Below are 22774 nucleotides of genomic sequence, written 5' to 3' on the forward strand. Positions count from 1 at the left end.
TCAATCCAGATTTTCGGTAAAAACTTCCGGTTGCCGGACGTAGCCCGGGCCGCCGCAAAGCGTCAGTGCCGGTCAGCCACCCGTGGCAGGCGGGCGAACTCTTCCAGCGCGTCGGCCGCGGCCGCGGCGCTGGCGGCGGGCTCGGTGATCCGGGCGGCGAACTCGCGGGCCCGGGCGACGTAGTCCGGCGCCAATATGGTGCGCAGATCTGCCACCAACGACTCCTCGGTTGCGGTCGAAAAACGCCGGGCAGTGCCCACTTTCAGTCGTTTGACCGCAGCTCCGTAGACGGCGTGCACCATGTCCCAATAGAGGATCAGCTGCGGGACGCCCGCGCGCATGGCGATCGGCGTGGTGCTGGAGCCGCCGTGGTGGACGACTGCCCGGCAGGCCGGGAAGACGGTCGTGAAATTCAGCGCGCCCACCACCTTGACGTGGTCGAAATAGGGGACGTTGCTGTAGTCGGTGCCGGCGGCGCCGACTAGAGCCCGTTGTCCCAGCCGCGCGCAGGCGGCGGCGATCATCGCGATGGTGTCGGCCGGCGATTCGACCGGGATGCTGCCGAATCCGAAATAGATCGGCGGTGTCCCGTGGGCGATCCACGACGCGATCTCGGCATCGCTGTCCGTCGCCAGACCGAGGGTGAGCGTGCCGACGAACGGCCGTTGAGCCGCCCGATGCGACCATTCGGCCGCCAGCCCCGGAAAGCACGCCTCGTCGTAGGCCTGGATTTCCAGCGAACCGCGTTCGGTGATCCGTCGCGGCGCGGAACCTGCGGCCTTCGCTAGGCCGAGTTCGCGGCGCTGTGCGTCCTCGGCCTTCTTCATCCCGAGCCACGTCACCCACCAGAACGCCGTCACCGCCGCACGGGCCACCGGCGCCGGCAGCAATCGCAGAGTCCGGCTATTGGGCCGCAGCGGAAAGTAATGCAGCGTGGCCAACGGAATGTCGTAGTACTCGGCGACGTTGGCGGCGGCGTCTTCGAAATTGATACCGGTGAAAAGGAGGTCGGCCCCGTCCGCCAACGACATCAGCGTCGTGCTCATCTCCTGCCAACCCCGCAATAGGGGTCCGGCAATGTCGAGCCGCGACCTGATCAGGCTTCGGATCCGCCAGGGCCGACTGAAGAAGCACGTCCAGAATTCGCGGTGCGCGTCCAAGATCGACTGCGCTTCCGGCCCGAAGCCGACCGCCGTAACTCCCGCGGCCTCGGTGAAGCCGACCAGGTCGGGCGGGACAGCCATGCACACCTCGTGCCCGCGACTGACCAGCTCGCGACCGACCGCGAGATTGGGCTCGATATCGCCGCGACTGCCCCAGCTGGCGAGCACGAATTTCATCGCGCGGCGAGGAATTCGCCCAGGTAGCTCGGCGGCCTCAGGTTGAGCAGGTTCTTCCGATCGGCAGCGAGATCGGAATAGCTGAGGTCCTCGATCTGCGCCGGCGTGTAGGTCAGCGGTGATTCCGGAATTCCTTTTCGGACCACCCCGACGCCCATGTCGCATTTGAGCACCGCGACCCGTAGATCGCGCCGGAGGCTGCGCAGATAGACGATCGACTTCCAGACGTCGCCGCTCCAGATGCCGATCACCAGCGGTCCTTTCTGTTGCGCGACAAAGTCTTCCCAGGTTTCCGCGCGCCGGCCGATCAGTTCGAACGCGGGATTGCAGTCGTGCAGGAAGATGACGCCGTCGTCCTTGAGGTAGCGGACGGTGTTCTCGACGTCGCGCACGACCTGCTCGTAGGTGTGCAGCCCGTCGATCAGCGCGACGTCGATCGGGCGCTCCGCGAGGAAAGCCGCTCGTTCTTCGAAGAACGAGTCGCTGGTCATTTCGAAGTAATGCGTGGCGCGCGCCTTGACGTCGGCCAACCGGCGAGTGCGCTCGGTCAGCCTGAACGCGGGGTCGACGGCGATCTTTTCGTCGGCGGTGATGCGCCGGAAAGCCTGACCTTTCGAAACGCCGATCTCCAGGTACACCGGACTCACCCGGCCGTCGAGCGCACGCTGCACGGCCCTGATCCGGTTGGCGCCCGGCAGCGCGTCGGCCACCATGACCAGCCTGTCGTTGAAGTTCACGCGACGATCCTCTCCGCCAACGGGGTCACTCACAAGAGGTTTGTTCAACAGGTGTGTGATAATGCCACGATTCGAAGACAGGTGTCCTCTTACTAGGCAGGCGACCTTGCACCAGACCGTCAGCGGCAACATCGCGGAGGGGGAACAGGGGAGGGGGCCGGCGCAGGCGGGATTCCGCCCGGACATCGAGGGATTGCGCGCGGTCGCGGTGCTGGCCGTGGTCTTGTTTCACGCCGAGGTGCCCGGAGTCGGGGGCGGCTTTGTCGGCGTCGACGTCTTCTTCGTCATCTCGGGTTTCTTGATCACCGGGCTGCTGTGGCGTGAGGCGAGTGCCACCGGCACGGTCGGGTTGCGCCGCTTCTACGGCGCGCGGGCCCGCCGACTGCTGCCGGCGTCGGCGGCCGTCGGCGTCGTCACCATGGTCGGCACGGCGCTCTTGTTGCCCCCGCTGCAGGTCCGGACCGACATCGGTGACGGCATCGCCAGCGCGCTGTACGTCGGCAACTACCGGTTCGTCATGCGCGGCGTCGACTACTTCGCCAACCACGTACCGCCGTCACCGTTTCAGCACTATTGGTCGCTGGGCGTCGAGGAGCAGTTCTATCTGGTGTGGCCAGCGTTGATCATCGCGACGGCGTGGCTGATCCGGCGTCTGCGTCGGCGCAACAAGGCCGAAACCCCGTCCTCCCCGCGTCCCTACGTCGCGGTCCTCGCGTTGGTTGCCGCGGTGTCGTTCGTGCTGTCGTTCGGGGCTACCTACGTGGCGCCCGCGGCGGCGTTTTTCTCGCTGCCGACGCGAGCGTGGCAGTTGGCGCTCGGCGGATTGGTGGCGCTCACGGTCGTCCGGTGGCGGCGGCTCTCGCCGCGGGCCGCCGCGGTGACCGGATGGGTCGGGCTGGCCCTCATTCTGTTGGCCTGCACCAGGTTAAATGCGAACACGCTCTACCCCGGTGGTGCCGCGCTGTTGCCCACCGTGGGTGCGGCGCTGGTGATAAGCGCCGGGTGCGCCACACCCGCCCAGGGAGCCGGCCGGGCGTTGGGGGCGGCGCCGATGTGCGCGATCGGGCGGATCTCCTACTCGTGGTACCTGTGGCACTGGCCGGTGCTGGTACTCGCCCCGGCGCTGCTCGGCCACCCGTTGGGCCTGGCCGCCCGGGTCGTCGCGGCCGCGTTGTCCGGCGGGCTGGCGGTGCTGACCCTGCGATTCGTCGAGAACCCGCTACGGTTCGCTCCGGCGGTGCGCCGCTCGCCCGGGCGCAGTCTGGCGGTCGGCGGTGTCGCGACCGCGATCGCGGTAGGTATGGGCATGGCGCTGCTGGTGGTGGTGCCTACCCCGGTCGGTCATGGGACGCCGGCCGCGTCGCCGACTTTCACCGCGGCGCCGGTGCCCGCCGGTGCCGACGTGGCCGCCTACGACGCGGCGGTCCAGCACGCGTTCGCTCAAGTGCAGGCCGCGGTGGCGGCGTCGGCAAACATCAAAGCCGTTCCGTCCAACCTGGATCCGCCACTTGCCGCTGCGGGAGCCGAGAAAAAGACGCTCGAATTCAACGGCTGCATGCGGACCCCTTTCGAAGGCGGCCAGCCGGAGTGCGCGATGGGAGACACCACGTCGACGGCTACGATCGCCCTGGTCGGCGACTCGCATGCCGCGATGTGGACGCCGGCGTTCCAGGACATCGCCGCCCAGCGACACTGGCGGCTGGAGCTGTTGAGCAAGGGCGCGTGCCCGTTGCTGGACGTGTCCGTCGCCAACCCCCTGCGTCGGCTGGTCGAAGAAGTCGAGCACTGCCAGCAATGGCGTGCTCAGATCATGGACAGGTTGCGTGCCGAGCATCCGCGGCTGGTCGTGTTGAGCCTCTGGCGCGGCTACGGCGCCGACGAATCGCTCACCGGCTACCGGGCTTTCGGCCCGGCGTGGCTCGACGGCATGACCCGCCTCGTGCGGCAGCTCCGCGGCATCGGCGCGAACGTGCTGGTGCTGGGCCCGATCCCGGATCCACACTTCGTGGTGCCGATCTGCCTGTCCGGCTACCTCGATGACGTGGCGGTCTGCACGCCGTCAAGATCGACCGCGGTGAACCCATCCGGCATCGCGGCGGAGTCCGCCGCCACCGAGGCCGGTGGTGGCCACTATGCCGACACCACCGAGCTGTTCTGCACCGCCGACCGCTGCCCGGTGATCGTCGGCAACACCCTGGTCTACCTCGACGAAAACCACCTCACGCTGGAGTACTCCCGGCGGTTGGCGCCGGTCGTCGGAACCCTGGCCGACCGTGCGCTGGGCGGGCGTTGACATCGTCAAATTCACCCCGGGCCTGTTGGACGTGTGTGTGATAATGCCTCGACTCGACGAACCCTCCGTACTAGGTAGGTGACTGTGCACCAGACCGTCAGCGGCAGCACCACCGAGGACCGTGCGGGTCGGGGTGCGGCGGAGACGGGATTTCGCCCGGACATCGAGGGGCTGCGCGCGGTCGCCGTGCTGGCCGTTGTGCTGTTTCACGCCGAGGTGCCCGGTGTCGGGGGCGGCTTTGTCGGCGTCGACGTGTTCTTCGTGATCTCGGGTTTTTTGATCACCGGGCTGCTGTGGCGTGAGGCGAGTGCCACCGGCACGGTTGGGCTGCGCCGCTTTTACGGGGCACGGGCCCGGCGACTGCTGCCGGCGTCGGCCGCGGTCGGCGTCGTCACCATGATCGCCTCGGTCGTCCTACTGCCGCTGTTGCAGGTCAAGAGCGTCATTGTCGACGGCATCACCAGTGCGCTGTACGTCGGCAACTACTGGTTCATCATGCGCGGCGTCGACTACTTCGCCAGCGCCCGGCCGCCGTCGCCGTTTCAGCACTACTGGTCGTTGGGCGTCGAGGAGCAGTTCTATCTGGTGTGGCCGGCGCTGATCATCGGGACGGCCTGGCTGATCCGGCGTCTTCGCCGGCGCACCCGCGTCGAGGCCACGTCGTCGCGGCGGCCGTTTCTGGTGGTTCTTGCGCTGGTCGCGGCGGTGTCGTTCGCGCTGTCATTGGTGGCCACCCCGTTCGCTCCTGCCGTGGCGTTCTTTTCGCTGCCGACCCGGGCGTGGCAGTTGGCCGTCGGTGGGCTGGTGGCCCTCACGGTCGTGCGGTGGCGCGGGCTCTCGCCACGGGCAGGAGCGATCACGGGGTGGGCCGGGCTGGCGTTGATCCTGTTGGCCTGCACCGGTTTTAGCGGCGCAACACCCTATCCGGGGCTCGCGGCGTTGTTGCCGACCGCGGGCACGGCGCTGGTGATCGGCGCCGGGTGCGCGACGGCGACCCAGGGATGTGGCCGCGTGCTGCGGGTGGCGCCGATGCGCGCGATCGGCCGGATCTCCTACTCGTGGTATCTGTGGCACTGGCCGGTGCTGCTGCTGGCACCGGATGTGCTGGGTCACCCGTTGGGGCTGGCCGCCCGGGTGGCCGCGGCGCTGGCCTCCGGCGGGCTGGCGGTGCTGACCCTGCGCTTCGTCGAGAACCCGCTACGGTTCGCTCCAGCGGTGCGCCGCTCGGCCGGGCGCAGCCTTGCGCTGGGGGGTGTCGCGACCGCGATCGCCGTCTGCGTGGGCGCCGCGCTGCTGGTCGTGGTCCCGCTGCCGACGGGACGCGGCGCGCCGACGGCAGCGCTGAACGTCACCGCGACGCCGGTGCCTGCGGGCTCGGACATGGCCGCCTACGACGCGGCGGTGCAACATGCGTTCGCTCAAGTGCAGGCCGCGCTCGTCGCATCCGCCGGGCTGACGGCCGTGCCGTCGAACCTCGACCCGCCGTTTGCTGACGTGGAAGCCGAACAGAACGCGTATATGGGCAGCGGCTGCCTTCGCGCACCGCTGCAGGGCGGGCAGCCGGAGTGCGCGACGGGCGATCTCGAGTCGCCGACCACGGTGGTCCTGGTCGGCGATTCGCACGCCGCGATCTGGAATCCGTCGTTCCAGCAGGTTGCCGCCCAGCGGCGCTGGCGGCTGGAGACCCTCGAAAAGGCGGCCTGCCCATTCATGGACATGCGGGTCAACAACCCGTTCCGTCGCGTGGTCGAAGTCTTCGAACACTGCGAGCAATGGCGCGCTCAGATCATGGACAGGTTGCGTTCCGAGCGTCCGCGGCTGGTGGTGGTGAGCGCGTGGCGCGGCTACGGCGCCGACGAACATCTGACCGGTTTCAACGCCTACGACCCGGCGTGGCTCGACAGCCTGACCCGTCTGGTCCAACAGCTGCGTGGCACGGGCGCCAAGGTGCTGGTGCTCGGGCCGGTGCCGGACCCACACACGACGGTGCCGATCTGCCTGTCCGCCCACCTCGACGATGTGGCCGCCTGCCTGCCGCGACGGTCGACGGCCGTCAACCAAACCGGCATTGCGGCCGAGGCCGCCGCGACCCAAGCCGCGGGCGGGCAGTACACCGACCTCACCGACCTGTTCTGCGCCGGCGACCGGTGCCCGGTGATCGTCGGCAACACCCTCGTGTACGTCGACGCGAGTCACCTGACGTTCGAATACTCGCGGCGGTTGGCACCGGTCATGGGTGCGCTGGCCGACCGCGCGCTCGCACGCGAATAACGCTGTAACACCGGAGGATTCGATTTTATGGCAACGTCAGTGCTCATCACCGGCGGAGCGGGATTCATCGGGTCGGCTCTTGCGCGCCGTCTCGTGAACGCCGGATACGACGTCGCCGTGATGGACGTTCTGCATCCGCAAGTGCACGGCGACCACGCGGCGATCGCTCTACCGCCCTCGGCGCGGTTGTTCACCGGCGACGTCACCCATGGTCCCGACTGGGACGCCGTGCTGCGGTTGTTCCGGCCTGCCCAGGTCGTCCATCTGGCGGCGGAGACGGGAACGGCGCAGTCGCTGTCGGAGGCGACGCGACACGGCTCGGTCAACGTGGTGGGAACGACGCAGCTTCTCGATGCCCTGAGCCGTTCCGCGCACGTGCCGGAGCAACTCGTTCTGGCGTCGTCGAGGGCCGTATATGGCGAGGGCGCTTGGCAATACGGCTCTCAGATCTGCTACCCGCCAGCGCGTAGCCACGCCCAACTGCTGGCCGGAATCTGGGATCCGCAAGGCCCGACGGGCGATCCCGCAGTCCCGCTGCCGAGCTGCGCCGGCCGCACCGAACCCCGCCCGACCAACATCTACGCCGCGACCAAGCTTGCCCAAGAGCACATCCTGGCTGCCTGGGCGGCCGCCCACGATGTCAAACTCAGCGTGCTGCGTCTGCAGAACGTCTACGGACCGGGTCAGTCGCTGACGAATGCGTACACCGGAATAGTCGCACTTTTTGCCCGGTTGGCCCGCGAGCGGCGGGCATTGGAAGTCTACGAAGACGGCCGGATCCTACGCGATTTCGTCTATATCGACGATGTCATCGAGGCGCTGTTCGCGGCGATAGAGCGGCCTGCGACGCGGATGCGCTGCGTTGACATCGGGTCGGGTGTTCCGACGACGATCAACGAGCTGGCTCACCAGATTGCCGCCATCTGCGGAGCCCCCGAGCCGATCGGCGTGCGGAAGTTTCGCGACGGCGACGTGCGCGCGGCGCAGTGCGATATCGGCCCGGCGACAACAGATCTCCAGTGGCGACCGAAATGGACCCTCGGCGAAGGTCTACGTGATCTGCTTGACTGGATCGGCGAGCAGCCCGAATTACCGGTCGAGGCCGGCGATCACACGCATGTGACAGCGCTGTTGAAGTAGGACGATCAGCCGACGCTCCGTAACCGGGCATGACATTCCACCAGATCGGCAGTGGCCGCGACACTTTCCGCGGGCGTCGTCATCCGGCCGGCCAGCTCGTGGGCCCGATCGACATATCCCGGGTTCAGGATCAGGCGCAGATCCGCAGCCAGCGTTTCTCTGGTGAGGCTCGAAAACCGCCGGGCGGTGCCCACTTTCAGCCGTTTGACGAGGGTGCCCCACAGCTGACGCTCGAGCGTCGCCCACAGGATCAAGGTGGGAACCCCTGCGCGCAGGCTCGCGGCAGTGGTGCCCGCGCCTCCGTGGTGCACGACGGCGCGACAGATCGGAAAGATCGCTGCGTGATTCATCGTGCGTACCACCTTGATGTGGTCGCCATGGGGGACGCTGCTGAAATCGGTCCATGCTGAGCACACCAGCGCCCGCTGGTCCAACTCCGCGCTGCACGCTTCGATCATCGCGAGTGTGTCGGCGGGCGAGTCCATCGGCATGCTGCCAAAGTTGAAGCAGATAGCCGGTTTTCCCGCAGCTATCCACGAGGCGACGTCCGCGTCGGCCTCGGTCGGTAACGCGAGAGTCAGCGTGCCGACGAAGGGCCGCTGGCGGGCCCGTTTCGCCCATTCAACGGGCAGGTTGGGGAAGCACACCTTGTCGTAGGCCTGGATTTCGAGAGCTCCGCGTTCGGTGACTCGCCGCCACGAGGGGCCCGTGTCCTTCGGCAGGCCGAGTTCCCGACGGTGCTTCCTTTCGAAGCTGCCCAACAGGGCCGAGCACAGCCACCAGAACGTCGCCATCGTGGCGCGGCCCACCGGCGCCGGCAGGTACGGCAGGAACTGCCCGTTGGGCCGCAGCGGAAAGTAATGCAGAGTGACCAACGGAATGCCGTAATACTCGGCGACATTCGCTGCGCCGTCTTCGAAAATCATGCCGGTGATCAGCATGTCGGCCCCGTCGGCCAAAGACATCAGCGTCTGGCTCATCTGCGACCAGCACTGGGTGGACAGCTCCCAGTTTTCGCGCCACAGTTTCGCCAAGTCGCTGACCCGCCAGGCACGATGCTCCTCCTTCGAGAGGTTGACACCGATGTCCATTTCCTGTGCTGTTCGCGAATCCGGTCCGTAGGCGACCGGCGCGAGCCCGGCCGACTCGGCGAAACCCAACAGATTGGGCGGGACGGCCATCCGCACCTCATGTCCACGGCGCATAAGCTCCAGACCGAGAGCGGCGCCGGGCTCGACATCGCCGCGCGTCCCGTAGGTTGCCAGCACAATTTTCATCGCGGTCGCCTAATTCGTTACTCCTTGGGCCCTTTGAGGTACCACGGGTTGGCTCGCGCCCACTCGATAGTGCGGCCGACTCCCTCCTCGACGTCCACTTTCAGGCGCCATCCCAGCTCCCGCTGAGCCTTGGTCGAATCGGGAATACGACGCGGGATGTCCTCGTAACGATCACCGTATTGCATTGTGGTGTCCACGATTTCGGGCGCAGATATCGCATCGACGTCAGCGATCTTGATCGCGAGTTCCACGACGTCACGCACGGTGGTCTCGGTCATGCTCCCGATGTTGAACGCTTCACCGATCGCCGTTTCGCTGTCGGCGGCCAGCAGGGTGCCGGCAATGGCGTCGTCGACGTAGGTGAAGCACCGGGTCTGGTCACCGGAGTCGTACAGCAACGGCGCCCGGCCATTGAGGATTCGGTGAATGGTCTGCGAGACAACGAATATCGGGCTCTGTCGCGGACCGTACACGTTGAAATAGCGCACCACGGTCACCGGCAAGCCGTAGGCGGTGTGCATCGCGAAGACCAGATGCTCGGCCATGGCCTTGCTGGTGCTGTAGCTCCACCGGTCGGTCCGTGTCGAGCCGAGGACCCTGTCGTCGTCCTCGGCGAACGGCGGATTCGGGTTCTTCCCGAATACCTCCGAGGTGCTGGCGAACACCACCTGTGTGCCGTGGCGACGGCTCAGCTCGAGCACGTTGCGGGTGCCGATCACATTGACGTCGAGTACCCGGAGCGGATCGTCGAGGTAGTTCTTGACACCGACGACCGCGGCCAGGTGAAAGACCGTGTCGACGTCGGCGGTCAGGGCCCGCTCGAGCGCGCCCAAATCGGTGACATCGCCTGCCACGAAACGAAAATTGGGATGCGCGTCGAAGTCGATGCTGGTGTCGCGCGTGTTCTTGGCGGCGTCGAACACGGTGACGGAATCTCCACGCCGCAGCAGTGCGGAAACCAAGTGCGACCCGATGAAGCCGTAGCCGCCCGTTACGACGACGTTAGACATATCTGCTCACTTTCACCTATCGACCGCTCACTTCTGTGCGAGCGCCCATACCACGACGGGATAGTTGGGTTCGTTGTGCAGGGAATGCCACCAGCGCCGGTACCACGCCCCTAATCGGATGAAGTTGGCACGGGCGCAGGCGCGATTGCCCCAGGAGCCGGTCTGAATCTGGTCCAGATCGAAGCCGCACTCGGCCAACAAGTATCGGATGCCCGTCTCTGTCCAGCGCGAACAGTCGTCCGGAATGTTGTGGATGCGGATCAGGAAGGGCACGGTCACCAGAAAGTAGCCACCGGGGCGGAGCATTTCGTACACGTGCTTTCCGGCACGGTAGGGCCACAGCAGGTGCTCGAACACCTGCTCGGCGATGATCAGATCGAACTGCTCGTCCAAAGCGGATGCGCAGATGTCGAATTCGGGGTAGCGGACCGAGCGATACGACTTGAATTGCTCGGTGCGGCCCCAGGAGTCGCCGGAGATCTCCAACACGTCGAGCTCACGTGGCTTGATGCCGCGCACCAGTTTCCGGGTCTCGCGATCCATCACGATGCGGACCCAATGGTGCGACGCGCGCGGCGAAAACAAGCCCGGCAGCCCTGTGTCGCTGGCGTGGTCGGTTTCTTCGGCCAAGTCGCTCATGCACTGCACTCCCTCGTAGCCAGATCCGTTGGAAATCCGGGTCATAACGCATCGGCATCGATGCGTGACAGCACCACGTCGAGGCGTTCCACGCGCTGACTGAGTACCACCAAGTCGCGTAGCCGCTGCGGCGCGCCCACGTCCCTGGGCCACAGGTACCGCGCGACCGCATAGTCGTTCGGCAGCAGGTAGATATGGAAGCCGCGCTCGAGAAACGGACGCAGTACGTCGATGGGCAGCAGCTCCGAATCGCTCCACCATCGTGGTGACAGTTCGACCACCAGTTCCGCGTCGGGAGCGAGTGCGTCCAGGGACGCCACCATGCCGGCCAGCACGCGATCCTCGGCGCCCTCCACATCGATCTTGATCACCTGCGCGGTTCGAAGCTCTTCGGGTGTGACGAGCGCGCCAAGTGTCGCGGCGCGAACGCGGCCGTCTTCCCGGAGGCCGGTGCGGGCGACCGTCGTCGTCATGCCGGTGTTGCGCATCGGGCCGGAGAACAACCGCAGTTCCTGGTCGCGATCGGACACCGCGGCCGTCACCAGCCGAACGTTGGTGAGGCCGTTTCTGTCCAGAGTCTCGTGCAACTCGGCGATTACCGATGGGGACGGTTCGATCGCGACGACCGTGCCGCGCGGTCCGACCAGTGTGCTGGCCAGCGCGCTCAGGCAGCCGATGTTGGCGCCGACGTCGACGAAGGTGTCGCCCGGTCGCAGACGCCGGCGCAGAAACGCGGCGAGATCGGGCTCCCACGTGCCGAACAGGTACAGACACGTCGGGATCGCATCGGGGAGCCGGCACCGAAGCCGGATGCCGTCCTCGGTGGTGCCATCGACGGTCAGCGGTCCCCGCAATGCGGTGCGGATGCGCAGCAGAACGAACACCGCGACGGACGGCGCCATCAGCAGCGCGCGCACCCAGCGCTCGACGGCGCCGACGCGTTGCTTGTCGGTACGCAGAAGCCTTATGTACCACCGCCACAACGCCAGGATCCGTGCCTCGATCGTCACGCGTCGGCCCGCTTAACGGCCAATGCCCTTGTAGACGAAGCCCGCGGCGCGCACCGCCGCCGGATCGAAGCTGTTCCTACCGTCGAGGAACACGCACCCAGGCGGAACCAGGTCGGCGAGCCGGGCCAGTGGTATCTGATGGAACTGTCGGTGACCGGCGAGCACGACCAAGGCGTCGGCGCCCTCGACCGCGGTCTCGATATCCGCGGTCAGCGGGATATCCGTCACGCTGAGCGCATCCTCGGCCCCCACCCACGGATCATGGATCGAGAGTTCGCAGCCGGATTCTTCCAACAGCGTGACGACGTACTTGGTCGGTGTGAGGCGGCAATCGCCGGTGTTGTTCTTGAACGCGATGCCCAGCACCGCAATCCGGCTGGTCTCAACTGCCTTGCCCTGCTCGGCGAGCAGCTGCGTGAGCAGCCCGTAGGTGTAGGCGGGCATCGTGTCGTTGACATTCCTGGAGGTCCGCGGAATTGCCAGCTCCAACCCGAGGGATTCGCCCAAATGGTTGACGAACCACGGATCCTTCGTCAGGCAGTAACCGCCGACGCCCATGCTCGGCATCAGGATGTTCACGGGGTGGTCCCCCTTCGGCATCGTGTTGGCCGCCTCGATGACCTGTAACGCGTCCATCCCGAGCCCGTCGCACACCTTGGCCAGCTCGTTGGCCAGCGCGACATTGAGGTCGATCCAGACGTTGTCGGCGAGCTTGACCATCTCGGCGGTCCGCGGATCGTCGACGACGATCGCCTCCACGCCCAGGGCGTGGCGCCACAAGGTGGAGCAGGCGCGAGCACTGCGCTCGTCGACGCCACCGACGACGATCGGTATCGACATCAGCTCCTTGATCGCCTGCCCCTCCGCGATCCGCTCGGGGCAGAACGCCAACCCGAAGTCGACCCCGGCCGTCAGGCCGGAGGCCTCTTCGACGATGGGCCTGAACAGCGTCTCGGTCGTGTCGGGTGGGACCGTGCTCTTGAGGATGACGAGGTGGCCCGGATGCAGGTGCTCTCCGACGGCCCGCGCCGCGGCCTTGATGTCGTCGACGATCGGCTCGAAGTCAGGACCAAGCGGGGTGCCGACGGTCACGATGACGAAGTCGTTGTCGGCTACGGCCCCGAAATCGGTTGTGGCGCGCAGCCTCCCGACTCGTACGTTGTTCGCCACCAGCTCGTTGAGCCCGGGTTCCGGGACGGTGGTCTTGCCCAGGTTGATCTCGTCGACGACGGTCTGGCGCACGTCGATTCCGGTCACCGGCCAGCCGCGGTCGGACAGCACCGCGCCGATCACGGTGCCGATGTATCCGAATCCAACGACCGCGATCCCGGACCGCATGCCGCGGACCAGCAGGTCGATCTCAGCGTCGGTGCGTCCGAACGCGCCTGTAAGCATCGCGGAACCTCATCCTCCAGTCCCCCGTGCGCGTCTTGTCGAACGAATGCGAGGCCTGGCATCCCCGGCCGGCCCGTGGGCAGTCTATCCAACACCTGACTAATAAGGCTTGAAAACCGGATCTTTCAGCCGATGCACTGGACTCGCGCGAAATCTTCGACCAGGTCGGCGGCCGCCATGGCGCTCTTGGCCGCTTCGGTGATGTGGGCTGTCATCTCGCGGGCGGACGCGACGTATCGCGGGGCGAGAACCCGGCGTAGGTCCTTCACCAGGGTCTTCTCGGTGGTGGTCGAAAAGCGCCGCCCAGCGCCCACCTTCAGCCGTTTGAGCTGAGCCGCAAAGAAGGGCTGATCGGGCAACGTCCAGAGGATCAGCTGGGGGACCCCGGCGCGCAGGCATGCCGCCAGAGTGCCGGCGCCGCCGTGATGGACGACCGCGCGGCAGGTCGGGAAGATCGTCGCGTAATTCACCACCCCGACAACCTTGACGTGCTCGAAGCGCGGGACGCCGCTGAAGTCGGTCGACCCGGAGCACACCAGCGCCCGCTCGCCCAACTCCGCGCAGGCCGCGGCGATCATCGCGATCGTGGCGGCCGGCGACCCGAGTGGGATGCTGCCGAAGCCGAAGCAGATCGGCGGTGTGCCCGCGGCGATCCACGACGCGACCTCCGCATCGGCATCCGTCGCCAACTGCATCGCCAACGCGCCGACGAATGGCCTGTTGAGTCCCGCCCGCTTCGCCCATTCGGAAGCCAGCCCGGGAAAGTACACCTCGTCGTAGGCCTGGATCTCCAGCGATCCGCGCTCTGTGATGCGGTGCGGCGCCGAGGATTTCGCGTTCGGTAGGCCAAGTCCGCGGCGCTGCTCGTCCTCGCCCTTTCTGGTCCCGCGCCAAACCAGCCAGTCGTTCATCGTCATCGCCGTGCGGGCCAGCGGCGACGGCAGGAATCGCAGCAGCTGGCCGTGGGCCCTAACCGGGAAGAAATGCAGGGTCGACAACGGAATGTCGTGGTACTCGGCGACATTGGCGGCCGGTTGTTCGAAAATCAGGCCGGTCATGAGTAAGTCGGCCCCGCGCGCCAGGGGTACCAGCGTCGTCGTCATCTCCGCCCAGCACCGCATGGCGAACTCTGCCGTCTCCCGCCCCAACCTGTTCAGTTCCTTGAGCTTCCAGGGAGTGCGGAAGTAGCACGTCCAATATTTTCGCTGGGTGTCGAGAATGGCCTGTGAATCCAGCCCGTAGGGGACCGCGGCAAGGCCGGCGGCCTCGGTGAAGCCGACCAGGTTGGGAGGCACGGCCATGCACACGTCGTGGCCGCGCTGCAGTAGTTCACGGCCCACCACCACGGCGGGCTCGATATCGCCGCGACCGCCGTAGCTCGCCAGCACAAATTTCATCGCCGACCCCTGGCTCTCAATTAGACGCACGCATAATATCTGCACGGTCGGACTTTGTGCCCGGTTCGTGGACTATAGGCTGGGCGTCCGGAATTGAGGAGCTCGCTCTTGGCTGGCAGCGAACTGACTGCGCACGAGGCGGAACACGTGATGTGGGACGTGATCGTGGTCGGTACTGGCATGGGCGGCGGGATGCTGGGCTACCGGCTGGCCAGGTCGGGTCGCCGGGTGCTGTTCGTCGAGAAAGGTCGCTCGACGCTGCCCGGAACGCCGGGAACGATCCGCTCGGCGATGCCGGAAATGGTCGAGCCACGTGCTTGCCGTTCGGAGGGCACCTACTACGACGCGTTGGCCCGGGCCGGGCGCTCGACCGACGAGGTCGAAGACATCAGCGGCCGCTTCCCGAAGCGGTTCGTGCCGTTCATCGGAGGCGGGACGGGCGGGTCGTCGGCGCTCTACGGCATGGTGTGCGAGCGATTCTTCGCGGCCGATTTCACTCCCCGACAGAATTTCCGCGACCCCGGTGAATCCACCGTGCCGGAGGCCTGGCCCGTCACCTACGACCAGATGCGGCCCTGGTACGCCGAAGCCGAAAAGCTACTAGGAGTTCGCGGCGAGCCCGATCCGCTCCGACCCGAGGCGGTCGAGGCCGATCTGCCTGCGCCGCCGCCTTTTTCGGTGGACAACCAGCCGCTGGTGGACTATCTGGCGGGTCGCGGATTGCATCCCTACCACCTTCCGATGGCCTGTGACTACACCGCTGATTGCCGCACCTGTCAGACCTATCTGTGCGATCAGACATGTAAAAACGACGCCGCCCGCAATGGCCTGCTGCCGGCCATCGTCGAGCACGACGCCAGCCTGCTGACCGACTGTCGGGTCGTGCGGCTGGACGCGGACCGCACCCACGTCCGGCACGTGATCTGTGAGCATCGCGGCAGCACGGTCAGCCTGGAGGCCAAGGTCGTTGTGCTGGCCGCGGGCGCGCTGGCCACCCCGGTGCTGCTGCTCAATTCCCGGTCGGGTGACTGGCCGGGTGGATTGGCGAATGGCTCAGATCTCGTGGGGCGCAACTTCATGCGCCATCTGCTCGAGCCAATCGAGGTCTGGCCCCGACCCGGCTACCGAACCATGGCCGCGAACAAGGAGATCGGGCTCAACGATTTCTACTTTTGGGAGGGACAGAAGTATGGCACCGTGCAGTCATTCGGCGCGATCCCGCCCATGGAGTGGTTGAGCAACCGGCCCGGCGCGCGGGGAAAGGCGCTGCGGCTGATGAGCCCGGCGGTGCGACGGATCTACGAGCGGTATTTCACCGGTGGGTTGGTGCTGGCCGCGATCATGGAGGACCTGCCGTATCCGGACAATCGCGTGCTGCCGAGCGATCGGCGCAACGGGGATGGCCGTCAGCGGCTGCGAATTAACTATCGCTTGCACCGCAGCGAAATCGACCGCCGCGCAGTGTTTTTGCGGCAGTTGAAGGCGGTGTTGGCGCCCTTCCGCACGATCGGTTTGGGCAGCAGCACGGGCAACTCCAATCTTGGCCACGTGTGCGGCACGTGCCGCTTCGGCACCGACCCAGAAACCAGCGTGCTTGACCCACACAACCGGGCGCACGAAGTGCACAACCTCTACGTCGTGGACAGCTCATTCTTCCCGTCCAGCGCCGGCTTGAACCCAAGTTTGACGATCGCCGCCAACGCCCTGCGGGTGGCCGCGCACGTCGATCAGGCGCATTTCGCCTCTTGAACCGATTCGAAATACCAAGTGGGCGAGCGGATCCGGATAGGATCGCCAGCATGGACCTGTTCGTCCGGGAGTCTGGTCCAGTCGGGGCGCCCGCCGTCGTCTTCCTTCACGGCGGGAGGATGAGCGGCTGGTGCTGGCAGCCCGTCGTCGAGCGAATGCCGCAATACCGCTGCCTGGTCCCCGATCTGCCGCAGTTCGGAAACAGCTTCCAGCAGGGACCATTCGAGATGGGCCGGGCCGCCGACGCGGTGGCCGGACTCATCCGCTCCCGGGTGGGTGCCGGTCGGGCGTACCTGGTGGGGTACTCGCTGGGCGCGCAGCTGGCTGTGCAGCTGCTGACCAGCGATGCCAAACTCATCGACCGGGCGGTGGTGTGCGGGGCCGTCGTCAACACCAAGTTGGGCGTCGGGCTGATGCAGCACCTGGCGGTCCCGCTCGCACGGACCAATTGGTTCAGGGCGGTCGTCCGCCGCGGCTGGAATGCACGTCGCGGCGGGATTCCAGTGACCAGACTCGACGACTACCGCAACGACGTAAACCTCATTACGAGAGCACAATTCGCTCACATCGTCGCGGCCTCCGCGCGGTTCACCCGGCCCGACGGGCTGGACGACGTGGATACCCCCACGTTGTTCCTCACCGGCGGCAAGGAGACGCGACTGGCGCACCGCTCGGCGGCAGCGCTGGCACAGTCAATGCCCAACGGAGTCGACAGGATGGCACGCGGGATGGGCCACGACTGGCCGCTGCGCTATCCGGATCTGTTCTCCCGCACCGTCGATGGATGGCTCTCCGGTACGAGCCTGCCTCCCGAGATCAGCTAGGTTCGCGCACCGGGAGCCCGGCAGCGCGATAGATCTCGTCGATGACCGTCATGTTCTCGACCGCGTCTTGCGGTGTGGTCCGTACCGGCTCCCCGCGCAGCACCGCCGCAGCGAACGCGTCGAGTTGATATTCGTAGCTGATGCGCCGCGGGAAGCGCTCGACGCGCCGTTGGCCGGCCGAGCGGACCGATAGCCGTGGAAACAGGTGTGGTGCAGCGGGACTGAGCACCCGCAGCTCACCACGGTCGCCCACCACCTTGGCCTTTGCCCGAAACAGATCCGACGACCACAGCGCGCACCGGATCCGGCCCGTATGCCCGCCCGCGAAACGCAACTCGGCCTTCATGGCCCGGTCCACTCGCGGATCACGTAACTTTGCCTGTGCGGAAACGACTTTCGGCGTCGACCCGCCGAACGTGCGCATCATGTTGACCACGTAGCTGCCGGCATCCATCATCGCGCCACCGGCAAAGGTGTAGTTGTAGCAGTTGCCGCTGAACTTCGGGATCAAGACACACAATGCGACGTCGACATGCTCCAACGTGCCGAGTTCGCCTGAGGCGAGGATCTGCTCGACGCGCAAAGTCAAAGGGTGATAACGGTATTGGATTGCTTCCATCACGACGCGGCCTGACGCTGCGGCCAATTCGGCGATCTCGCGGGCCTCGGCGGCGTTTGCGGTGAACGGCTTTTCACACAATACGTGCTTGCCTCCGGCAAGTGCGGCCCGGGTCCATCTGCCGTGCATGCTGGTGGGCGCCAGGACGTAGATCGCGTCCAGGTCAGGATCGTCGATCAGCGCCTCGTAGCTTCCGTGCGCCCGGGCGATGCCGTGTTTGGCGGCGAAGGCCTCGGCACTGGGCATGTCGCGTGCTCCCACCGCGGCCACCACGACTTCGTCGTTTCCCCGAGCTGGGTTGATCAGCGTCGTCGGTGCGAAGCTCGAAGCGCCCAGGATTCCGATCCGCAGCGCCTCGGCTACTTGCGCCACAGCACTCCGGTTCCATCGATGTCGACGATCTCAGCGGACACGCCGTGCGCCGCGCGGTAGTCGGTGACAGCTTGTTCGCAGGCCTTGACCGCCTGGTAGTCGTCGACAATGCAGAAGCCGCCGGGGGAGAGCCGTGGGTACAGCGCGTCGAGCGCTTGAATCGTCGACTCGTAGAGGTCGCCGTCGAGCCTCAACACCGAGATGCGCTCGATCGGCGCATCGTGGAGCGTGTCTTTGAACCAGCCGGGCAGGAACCGGACCTGGTCGTCCAACAGCCCGTAGCGCTCGAAATTGGCCCGTACCTCCGCCTCTGAGACGCCCAGGATGCCTGCGGCGAAGTCAGCCCGAATTCCTTTGTCCGCCTTGTAGTTTGCCGGGTCCGATCGTGGCACACCCTGGAATGAATCGGCCAGCCACACGCTTCGCGTCTCGTCCCCGTAGGCTGCGAGAACCGCGCGCATCAGGATGCACGCCCCGCCTCGCCAGACGCCGCATTCGACCAAATCGCCGGGAACGTCGTCGGCCAGCACCGTCTCGACGCACTGCTGCAGGCTGGTCAGCCGCTGCATGCCGATCATCGTTTCGGCTTCGGCGGGCCAGTCCAGTCCCAACTCACGCTTGCGCTCGTCGAACGGCCCGTCACCCGCGCGCCTGGAATTGATCCGGTTGACGGTCTTGAAGAGAAGTCGTCGGCGCCACGACCACTCCGCGGGCATGCGCTCGTGCATCCCGAACCGAGTGAGGTTGCGCCGGATCAGGTCCAGGTACAGCGATCGGACGTCGTAAGCGGTCAGTGTCATGCCTGCCCCTGTCTGGGATGCCAGCGTTTCCGGCGCTGAGTCTAAGCCGTCATTCAACGTGTGTATAAAAGTATTCCAAGATTGACTTGCCGGTCAGCGCCCGGCTTCGGCCGCGGCGCGATAGCCACGGACGGCCAATGGCCCGACCACCGCGGCCAAGCCGACGGCCCACACGACGCTCAGTAGCAGTGGCCGCAGCGCGGAATCGCCTTCGGCAAGCGCCCGCATGGATTCGATCACCGGCGCCATCGGTTGCAGCGGAATCAGTGGCTGCATCCACGCCGGCAACATTGCGACCGGAGGAATGCCGGAGCTGGAGAACACCAGCGCGATCGACGGCATCGCCAGCCAGAAGAGCATGGCGCTGCTGTTCGCGCGCACCGCGATCGCTATGACCGCCGTAGAGAACACGACCGCCACCAGCGCCGGAATCAGCAAGAACGCGATCATCGCGAGACAGCCGCCGTCGAAGCGAAGTCCGAGCGCAACGCCCACCGCGGTGATGAGCGCGGCGCCGACGGCCGTACGCGCGGCTTCGGCGATCAGCCGGCCGAGCAGCGCGCTGGCCCGGTGCACCGGCAACGTCCACAATCGGCTGAGCAGACCGCTGTCGCGTTCGCCGATGATCGTGAGACCGGCGCCGAGCGCCCCGAACATCGCGCCGGCCACCGCGCACATCGGCACCAACCCGTAGAGGCTGTCCGTGCCGGTGATTCTCACGATCGACTTGCCGACCAGCAGCTTGTACGTGATGAGCAGAAAAGTCGGGAACAACAATGCCTGGATCGGCACAGTCGGTGCGCGCCGCCACTGCGTGAGTAGCCGGCCTGCGAACAGCAGACTTTCAGAAGCCAATGAGCTTCTCGGCGGTGCGATCTGCGTCATTGGGTACGCCTCTGCATCCGCACCGCGAGGGCGCCGAACACCGCGAGTAGCCCAAGGCACCACGTCACGCTGGCGGCCAGAGTGCCGATCGTGACGTGGCCGGCGGCGAGTCCGCGCAGGGTCTCCGTCACCTGCGAAACAGGTTGGTATTGCACGAACGGATGCAGCCAGTCGGGGAACGCGTCGGCCGGTGCCATCCCGGTCGACAACATGACCAGCAACAGCTGAGGAACCAGGAGCAATTGGCTGGCCCCTCCGCTGCTGCCCATCTCGGCCCCGGCGATTCCCGACGCCGCGATCTTGGTTCCCGCGGCATCCGCGCCGAGCGAGACCGCGACCGTCAACGTCAGGACGAGAACGGCGAAGCCCCCCGCGTAGACGACGCCGCCGAGCATGCGGAAGCCGAACACGTACCCGACGGCGATCGCGGCAAGCAGGGCGAGCGCGCCGCGAAACAGGCAGTACAACATCCGGGCCGTCAGCGGCACCGCGGTCGATATCGGCAGTGTCCGGAGCCGAATCCCGAAGTCGGAGCCCTGATCTCGGGCCGCCCGGTCGACGGTCGTCAGCGCGCCGAGCAGCATCACCTGGACGATGATCACCGGCAGGAGGTATTGCGGGTAGCTCATCTGGCCGGTGTCGATGACATTGCGCAGCCCGAAGTTGAAGACGACGAAATTACCCGCGGGGGCCAGGACCGCGAACGGTAGATCATCCCGCAGCGCGCCGAGCACCATGCGCTCGGTCAGCGCGGCTACTGCGGTCACGCCGTGACACTTTTGGTGAGATGCAGGAAGGCCTCGTCCAGCGTTGGCTTCCGCAGCGATATGTCGAGCAACTCGACGCCGAGCTGGTCGACCCGGCGGAAAACCTCGCCAAACGTCACAACGCCGTCGGGTGCCAGCACCGACACCGTGTTCGCCTCGCTATCGGCCTGGGCGCCATCGAGGTCGGCAATCACGTCGAAGATCCTGCACAGATCCGACGGGTTGGCCGGGCTCACCGTGCAATAGCCGAACCTGACCCGGCTTTTGAGGTCCTCGGCCGTCCCGCTGGCGATGACGCGGCCTCCGTCGATCACGACGATCGAATCGCTGAGCACGTCGGCCTCTTCGAGATACTGCGTCGTGAGCAGGACCGTGACGCCCTGGGCTGACAGCGACGACACCAGGTCCCACACGTCGCGGCGGCTGCGCGGGTCCAACCCGGTCGTCGGTTCGTCGAGGAACAGCACTTTCGGCGGGATCACGAGTGCGGCGGCGATATCGATGCGCCGCTGCATACCCACCGAATAGGTGCCCACCCGCCGATCGGCGGCGTGTGACATGTCGAACTGATCGATCAGGGTGTCCGCTCGCAGCTGCGCATGTTTGCGGCGCATGCCCCGCAGCCGGCCGAACAGCACCAGATTCTCGCGTCCGGTCAGCTGCCAGTCGAGGGCCGCGAGCTGGCCGGTGGTCCCGATGTTCGCGCGTACCCGGGCGGGCTGGCGGACGACGTCGTAGCCAGCCACAATCGCCTGCCCGGAGGTGGGTCGTAGCAGCGTGGACAGGATCTTGATCGTGGTCGTCTTACCGGCGCCGTTATGGCCGAGAACCGCGCAGACCGACCCGGACGGAACCGAAAAGGTGACGTCCTGCAAGGCGTGAATGGTTCCGTCGAACGTCTTGGCTACGCCGTTGAGCTCGATCACGGATCAGATACTACGGTCAGTTAGACGGGTGTTGAACAAGAACCGGATTTCGCTCAGCCGACCTGCTGTAAGCGGGCGTAATCCTCGACCCGATCGGCGGCGGCCGCCACGCTTTGCGCGGGTTTCGCCATCCGGGCGGCGACCTCGCGGGCCCGCGCGACGTAGTGCGGGGCGAGGATCGTGCGCAGGTCCGCGACAAGCGACTTCTCGGTGACCGACGAAAAGCGCCGAGCCGTGCCGACTTTCAGCCGTTTGACCGCGGCGCCCCACACCACCTGAACGTCGGCCATCCAGAGGATCAACGTGGGAACCCCGGCGCGCAGGCCGGCGGCCGTGGTGCCCGCGCCGCCGTGGTGGACGACTGCGCGGCAGGCCGGAAAGACCGTCGCATAGTTCATCGTGCCGACCACCTTGACGTGATCGGGCGGGGAGACGTCGCCGAAGTCGCTGGAGGCCGCACACACCAGCGCCCGCTCGCCCAGCTGCGCGCAGGCCGCGCTGATCATCGCGATCATGTCGGCCGGTGATTCGACGGGAATGCTGCCGAACCCGAAGCAGATCGGCGGCGTTCCCGCCGCGATCCACCTCGCGACCTCGTCGTCGGCGTCGGTCGGCGACTCCAGCGTCAGCGTGCCGACGAATGGCCTGCTGCCATCCCACTGTGCCCATTCCGCAGCCAGTCCGGGAAAACACACCTCGTCATAGGCCTGGATTTCCAGCGATCCGCGTTCCGCGATCCGGCGCGGCGCGGGCCCGACCGCCTTCGGCAGTCCCAGCTCGCGGCGCTGGGCGGCCTCGACCTTGCGCACCCCGCGGGACACCAGCCATTCGTACACCGTCAGCGCCGAGCGGTTCAGCGGCGCCGGCAGCGTCGGAACGACGTGGCCGTTGACCCGAATGGGAAACCACAACACTGTGGTCAATGGAATGTCGCGATACTCGGCGACGTTGGCGACGAGTTCCTGGTAGCTCATGCCGGTGATGAGCAGGTCGGCCCCGTCCGCCAGCGAGGTCAGCATCGCGCTCATCTCCGCCCAGGCCTGGGTGCCCGGCTTTCGCGATTCACGGAACATCGCGAGCACATCCCGGACCCGCCAGAAATTGCGGAAGAAGTACGCCCAGAAGTTGCGTGTCGATTCCAGCCACGCCGCAACGTCTGGGCCGTAGGCGACCGCTGGAACCCCGGCCGCCTCGGTAAAGCCGACTAGGTCGGGCGGGACGGCCATCCGCACGTCGTGTCCGCGGCTCTGCAGCTCGCGGCCGAGGGCAACGCCGGGTTCGACGTCACCGCGAGTTCCGTAGAACGCGAGCACAATTCGCATC

The 22774-nt window shown here is 66.5% G+C and carries 19 protein-coding genes; 5 read left to right on the forward strand and 14 right to left on the reverse strand.

Annotated elements, in window-relative coordinates:
• Positions 1-62: 62 nt before the first annotated feature.
• Both A5658_RS03140 and A5658_RS03145 read right to left on the reverse strand, forming a co-directional pair.
• Positions 63-1340 (reverse strand): glycosyltransferase, encoded by a 1278-nt coding sequence (locus A5658_RS03140; protein ID WP_067331052.1) that lies wholly within the window; start codon positions 1338-1340, stop codon positions 63-65.
• The gene (locus A5658_RS03145; RefSeq protein WP_067331169.1) at positions 1337-2053 is read right to left on the reverse strand and encodes a class I SAM-dependent methyltransferase; all 717 of its coding nucleotides are present in this window, start codon (positions 2051-2053) and stop codon (positions 1337-1339) included. The genes A5658_RS03140 and A5658_RS03145 overlap by 4 nt, the downstream gene beginning before the upstream one ends.
• Before the next feature lie 85 nt (positions 2054-2138).
• Here A5658_RS03145 and A5658_RS03150 point away from each other — a divergent pair, with 85 nt between their 5' ends.
• From A5658_RS03150 to A5658_RS03160, 3 genes are all read left to right on the forward strand, one after another.
• Complete coding sequence (locus A5658_RS03150) at positions 2139-4370, forward strand: acyltransferase family protein (protein WP_082992914.1); 2232 nt, start codon at positions 2139-2141, stop codon at positions 4368-4370.
• Positions 4371-4448: 78 nt separating this feature from the next.
• Positions 4449-6641: an acyltransferase family protein gene (locus A5658_RS03155; RefSeq protein ID WP_082992915.1), complete on the forward strand. Its 2193-nt coding sequence runs from the start codon at positions 4449-4451 to the stop codon at positions 6639-6641.
• A gap of 39 nt (positions 6642-6680) precedes the next feature.
• The gene (locus A5658_RS03160; protein ID WP_067331176.1) at positions 6681-7781 is read left to right on the forward strand and encodes an NAD(P)-dependent oxidoreductase; all 1101 of its coding nucleotides are present in this window, start codon (positions 6681-6683) and stop codon (positions 7779-7781) included.
• A 5-nt stretch (positions 7782-7786) separates the two neighbouring features.
• Here the strand turns inward: A5658_RS03160 and A5658_RS03165 are convergent, their stop codons facing one another.
• From A5658_RS03165 to A5658_RS03190, 6 genes are all read right to left on the reverse strand, one after another.
• Positions 7787-9058 carry a glycosyltransferase gene (locus tag A5658_RS03165; protein ID WP_067331054.1) on the reverse strand — a complete coding sequence of 424 codons (1272 nt, stop codon included), beginning with the start codon at positions 9056-9058 and terminating at the stop codon, positions 7787-7789.
• Positions 9059-9075: 17 nt separating this feature from the next.
• Positions 9076-10068 carry an NAD(P)-dependent oxidoreductase gene (locus tag A5658_RS03170; protein ID WP_067331057.1) on the reverse strand — a complete coding sequence of 331 codons (993 nt, stop codon included), beginning with the start codon at positions 10066-10068 and terminating at the stop codon, positions 9076-9078.
• 27 nt (positions 10069-10095) lie between these two features.
• Positions 10096-10707 (reverse strand): bifunctional 2-polyprenyl-6-hydroxyphenol methylase/3-demethylubiquinol 3-O-methyltransferase UbiG, encoded by a 612-nt coding sequence (locus tag A5658_RS03175; protein ID WP_082992922.1) that lies wholly within the window; start codon positions 10705-10707, stop codon positions 10096-10098.
• A gap of 41 nt (positions 10708-10748) precedes the next feature.
• Positions 10749-11717 (reverse strand): FkbM family methyltransferase, encoded by a 969-nt coding sequence (locus tag A5658_RS03180; RefSeq protein ID WP_082992916.1) that lies wholly within the window; start codon positions 11715-11717, stop codon positions 10749-10751.
• Between the two features lie 12 nt (positions 11718-11729).
• The gene (locus tag A5658_RS03185; protein ID WP_082992917.1) at positions 11730-13112 is read right to left on the reverse strand and encodes a nucleotide sugar dehydrogenase; all 1383 of its coding nucleotides are present in this window, start codon (positions 13110-13112) and stop codon (positions 11730-11732) included.
• A gap of 125 nt (positions 13113-13237) precedes the next feature.
• A complete protein-coding gene (locus tag A5658_RS03190; protein ID WP_067331059.1) occupies positions 13238-14509 on the reverse strand; it encodes a glycosyltransferase in 1272 nt (423 codons plus the stop codon).
• Between the two features lie 108 nt (positions 14510-14617).
• Here A5658_RS03190 and A5658_RS03195 point away from each other — a divergent pair, with 108 nt between their 5' ends.
• The gene (locus A5658_RS03195) at positions 14618-16258 is read left to right on the forward strand and encodes a GMC oxidoreductase (RefSeq protein ID WP_231997192.1); all 1641 of its coding nucleotides are present in this window, start codon (positions 14618-14620) and stop codon (positions 16256-16258) included.
• 50 nt (positions 16259-16308) lie between these two features.
• On the forward strand, positions 16309-17082 hold the full coding sequence (locus A5658_RS03200) for an alpha/beta fold hydrolase (RefSeq protein ID WP_082992918.1): 774 nt from the start codon (positions 16309-16311) through the stop codon (positions 17080-17082).
• Here A5658_RS03200 and A5658_RS03205 read toward each other — a convergent pair.
• From A5658_RS03205 to A5658_RS03230, 6 genes are all read right to left on the reverse strand, one after another.
• Entirely contained in the window at positions 17075-18073 is a 999-nt protein-coding gene (locus A5658_RS03205; RefSeq protein WP_067331065.1) for a Gfo/Idh/MocA family protein, read from the reverse strand. The genes A5658_RS03200 and A5658_RS03205 overlap by 8 nt on opposite strands.
• Positions 18061-18867 carry a TylF/MycF/NovP-related O-methyltransferase gene (locus A5658_RS03210; protein WP_067331184.1) on the reverse strand — a complete coding sequence of 269 codons (807 nt, stop codon included), beginning with the start codon at positions 18865-18867 and terminating at the stop codon, positions 18061-18063. The genes A5658_RS03205 and A5658_RS03210 overlap by 13 nt, the downstream gene beginning before the upstream one ends.
• 99 nt (positions 18868-18966) lie before the next feature.
• On the reverse strand, positions 18967-19758 hold the full coding sequence (locus A5658_RS28625) for an ABC transporter permease (protein WP_067331067.1): 792 nt from the start codon (positions 19756-19758) through the stop codon (positions 18967-18969).
• The gene (locus A5658_RS28630; protein ID WP_067331069.1) at positions 19755-20525 is read right to left on the reverse strand and encodes an ABC transporter permease; all 771 of its coding nucleotides are present in this window, start codon (positions 20523-20525) and stop codon (positions 19755-19757) included. Before A5658_RS28630 ends, A5658_RS28625 begins: the two co-directional genes overlap by 4 nt.
• A complete protein-coding gene (locus A5658_RS03225) occupies positions 20522-21451 on the reverse strand; it encodes a daunorubicin/doxorubicin resistance ABC transporter ATP-binding protein DrrA (RefSeq protein ID WP_067331072.1) in 930 nt (309 codons plus the stop codon). The genes A5658_RS28630 and A5658_RS03225 overlap by 4 nt, the downstream gene beginning before the upstream one ends.
• A 53-nt stretch (positions 21452-21504) precedes the next feature.
• Entirely contained in the window at positions 21505-22773 is a 1269-nt protein-coding gene (locus tag A5658_RS03230) for a glycosyltransferase (protein ID WP_067331074.1), read from the reverse strand.
• Position 22774 lies beyond the last annotated feature (1 nt).

The organism is Mycobacterium sp. 1245111.1, assembly GCF_001673405.1.
Lineage (GTDB): Bacteria > Actinomycetota > Actinomycetes > Mycobacteriales > Mycobacteriaceae > Mycobacterium.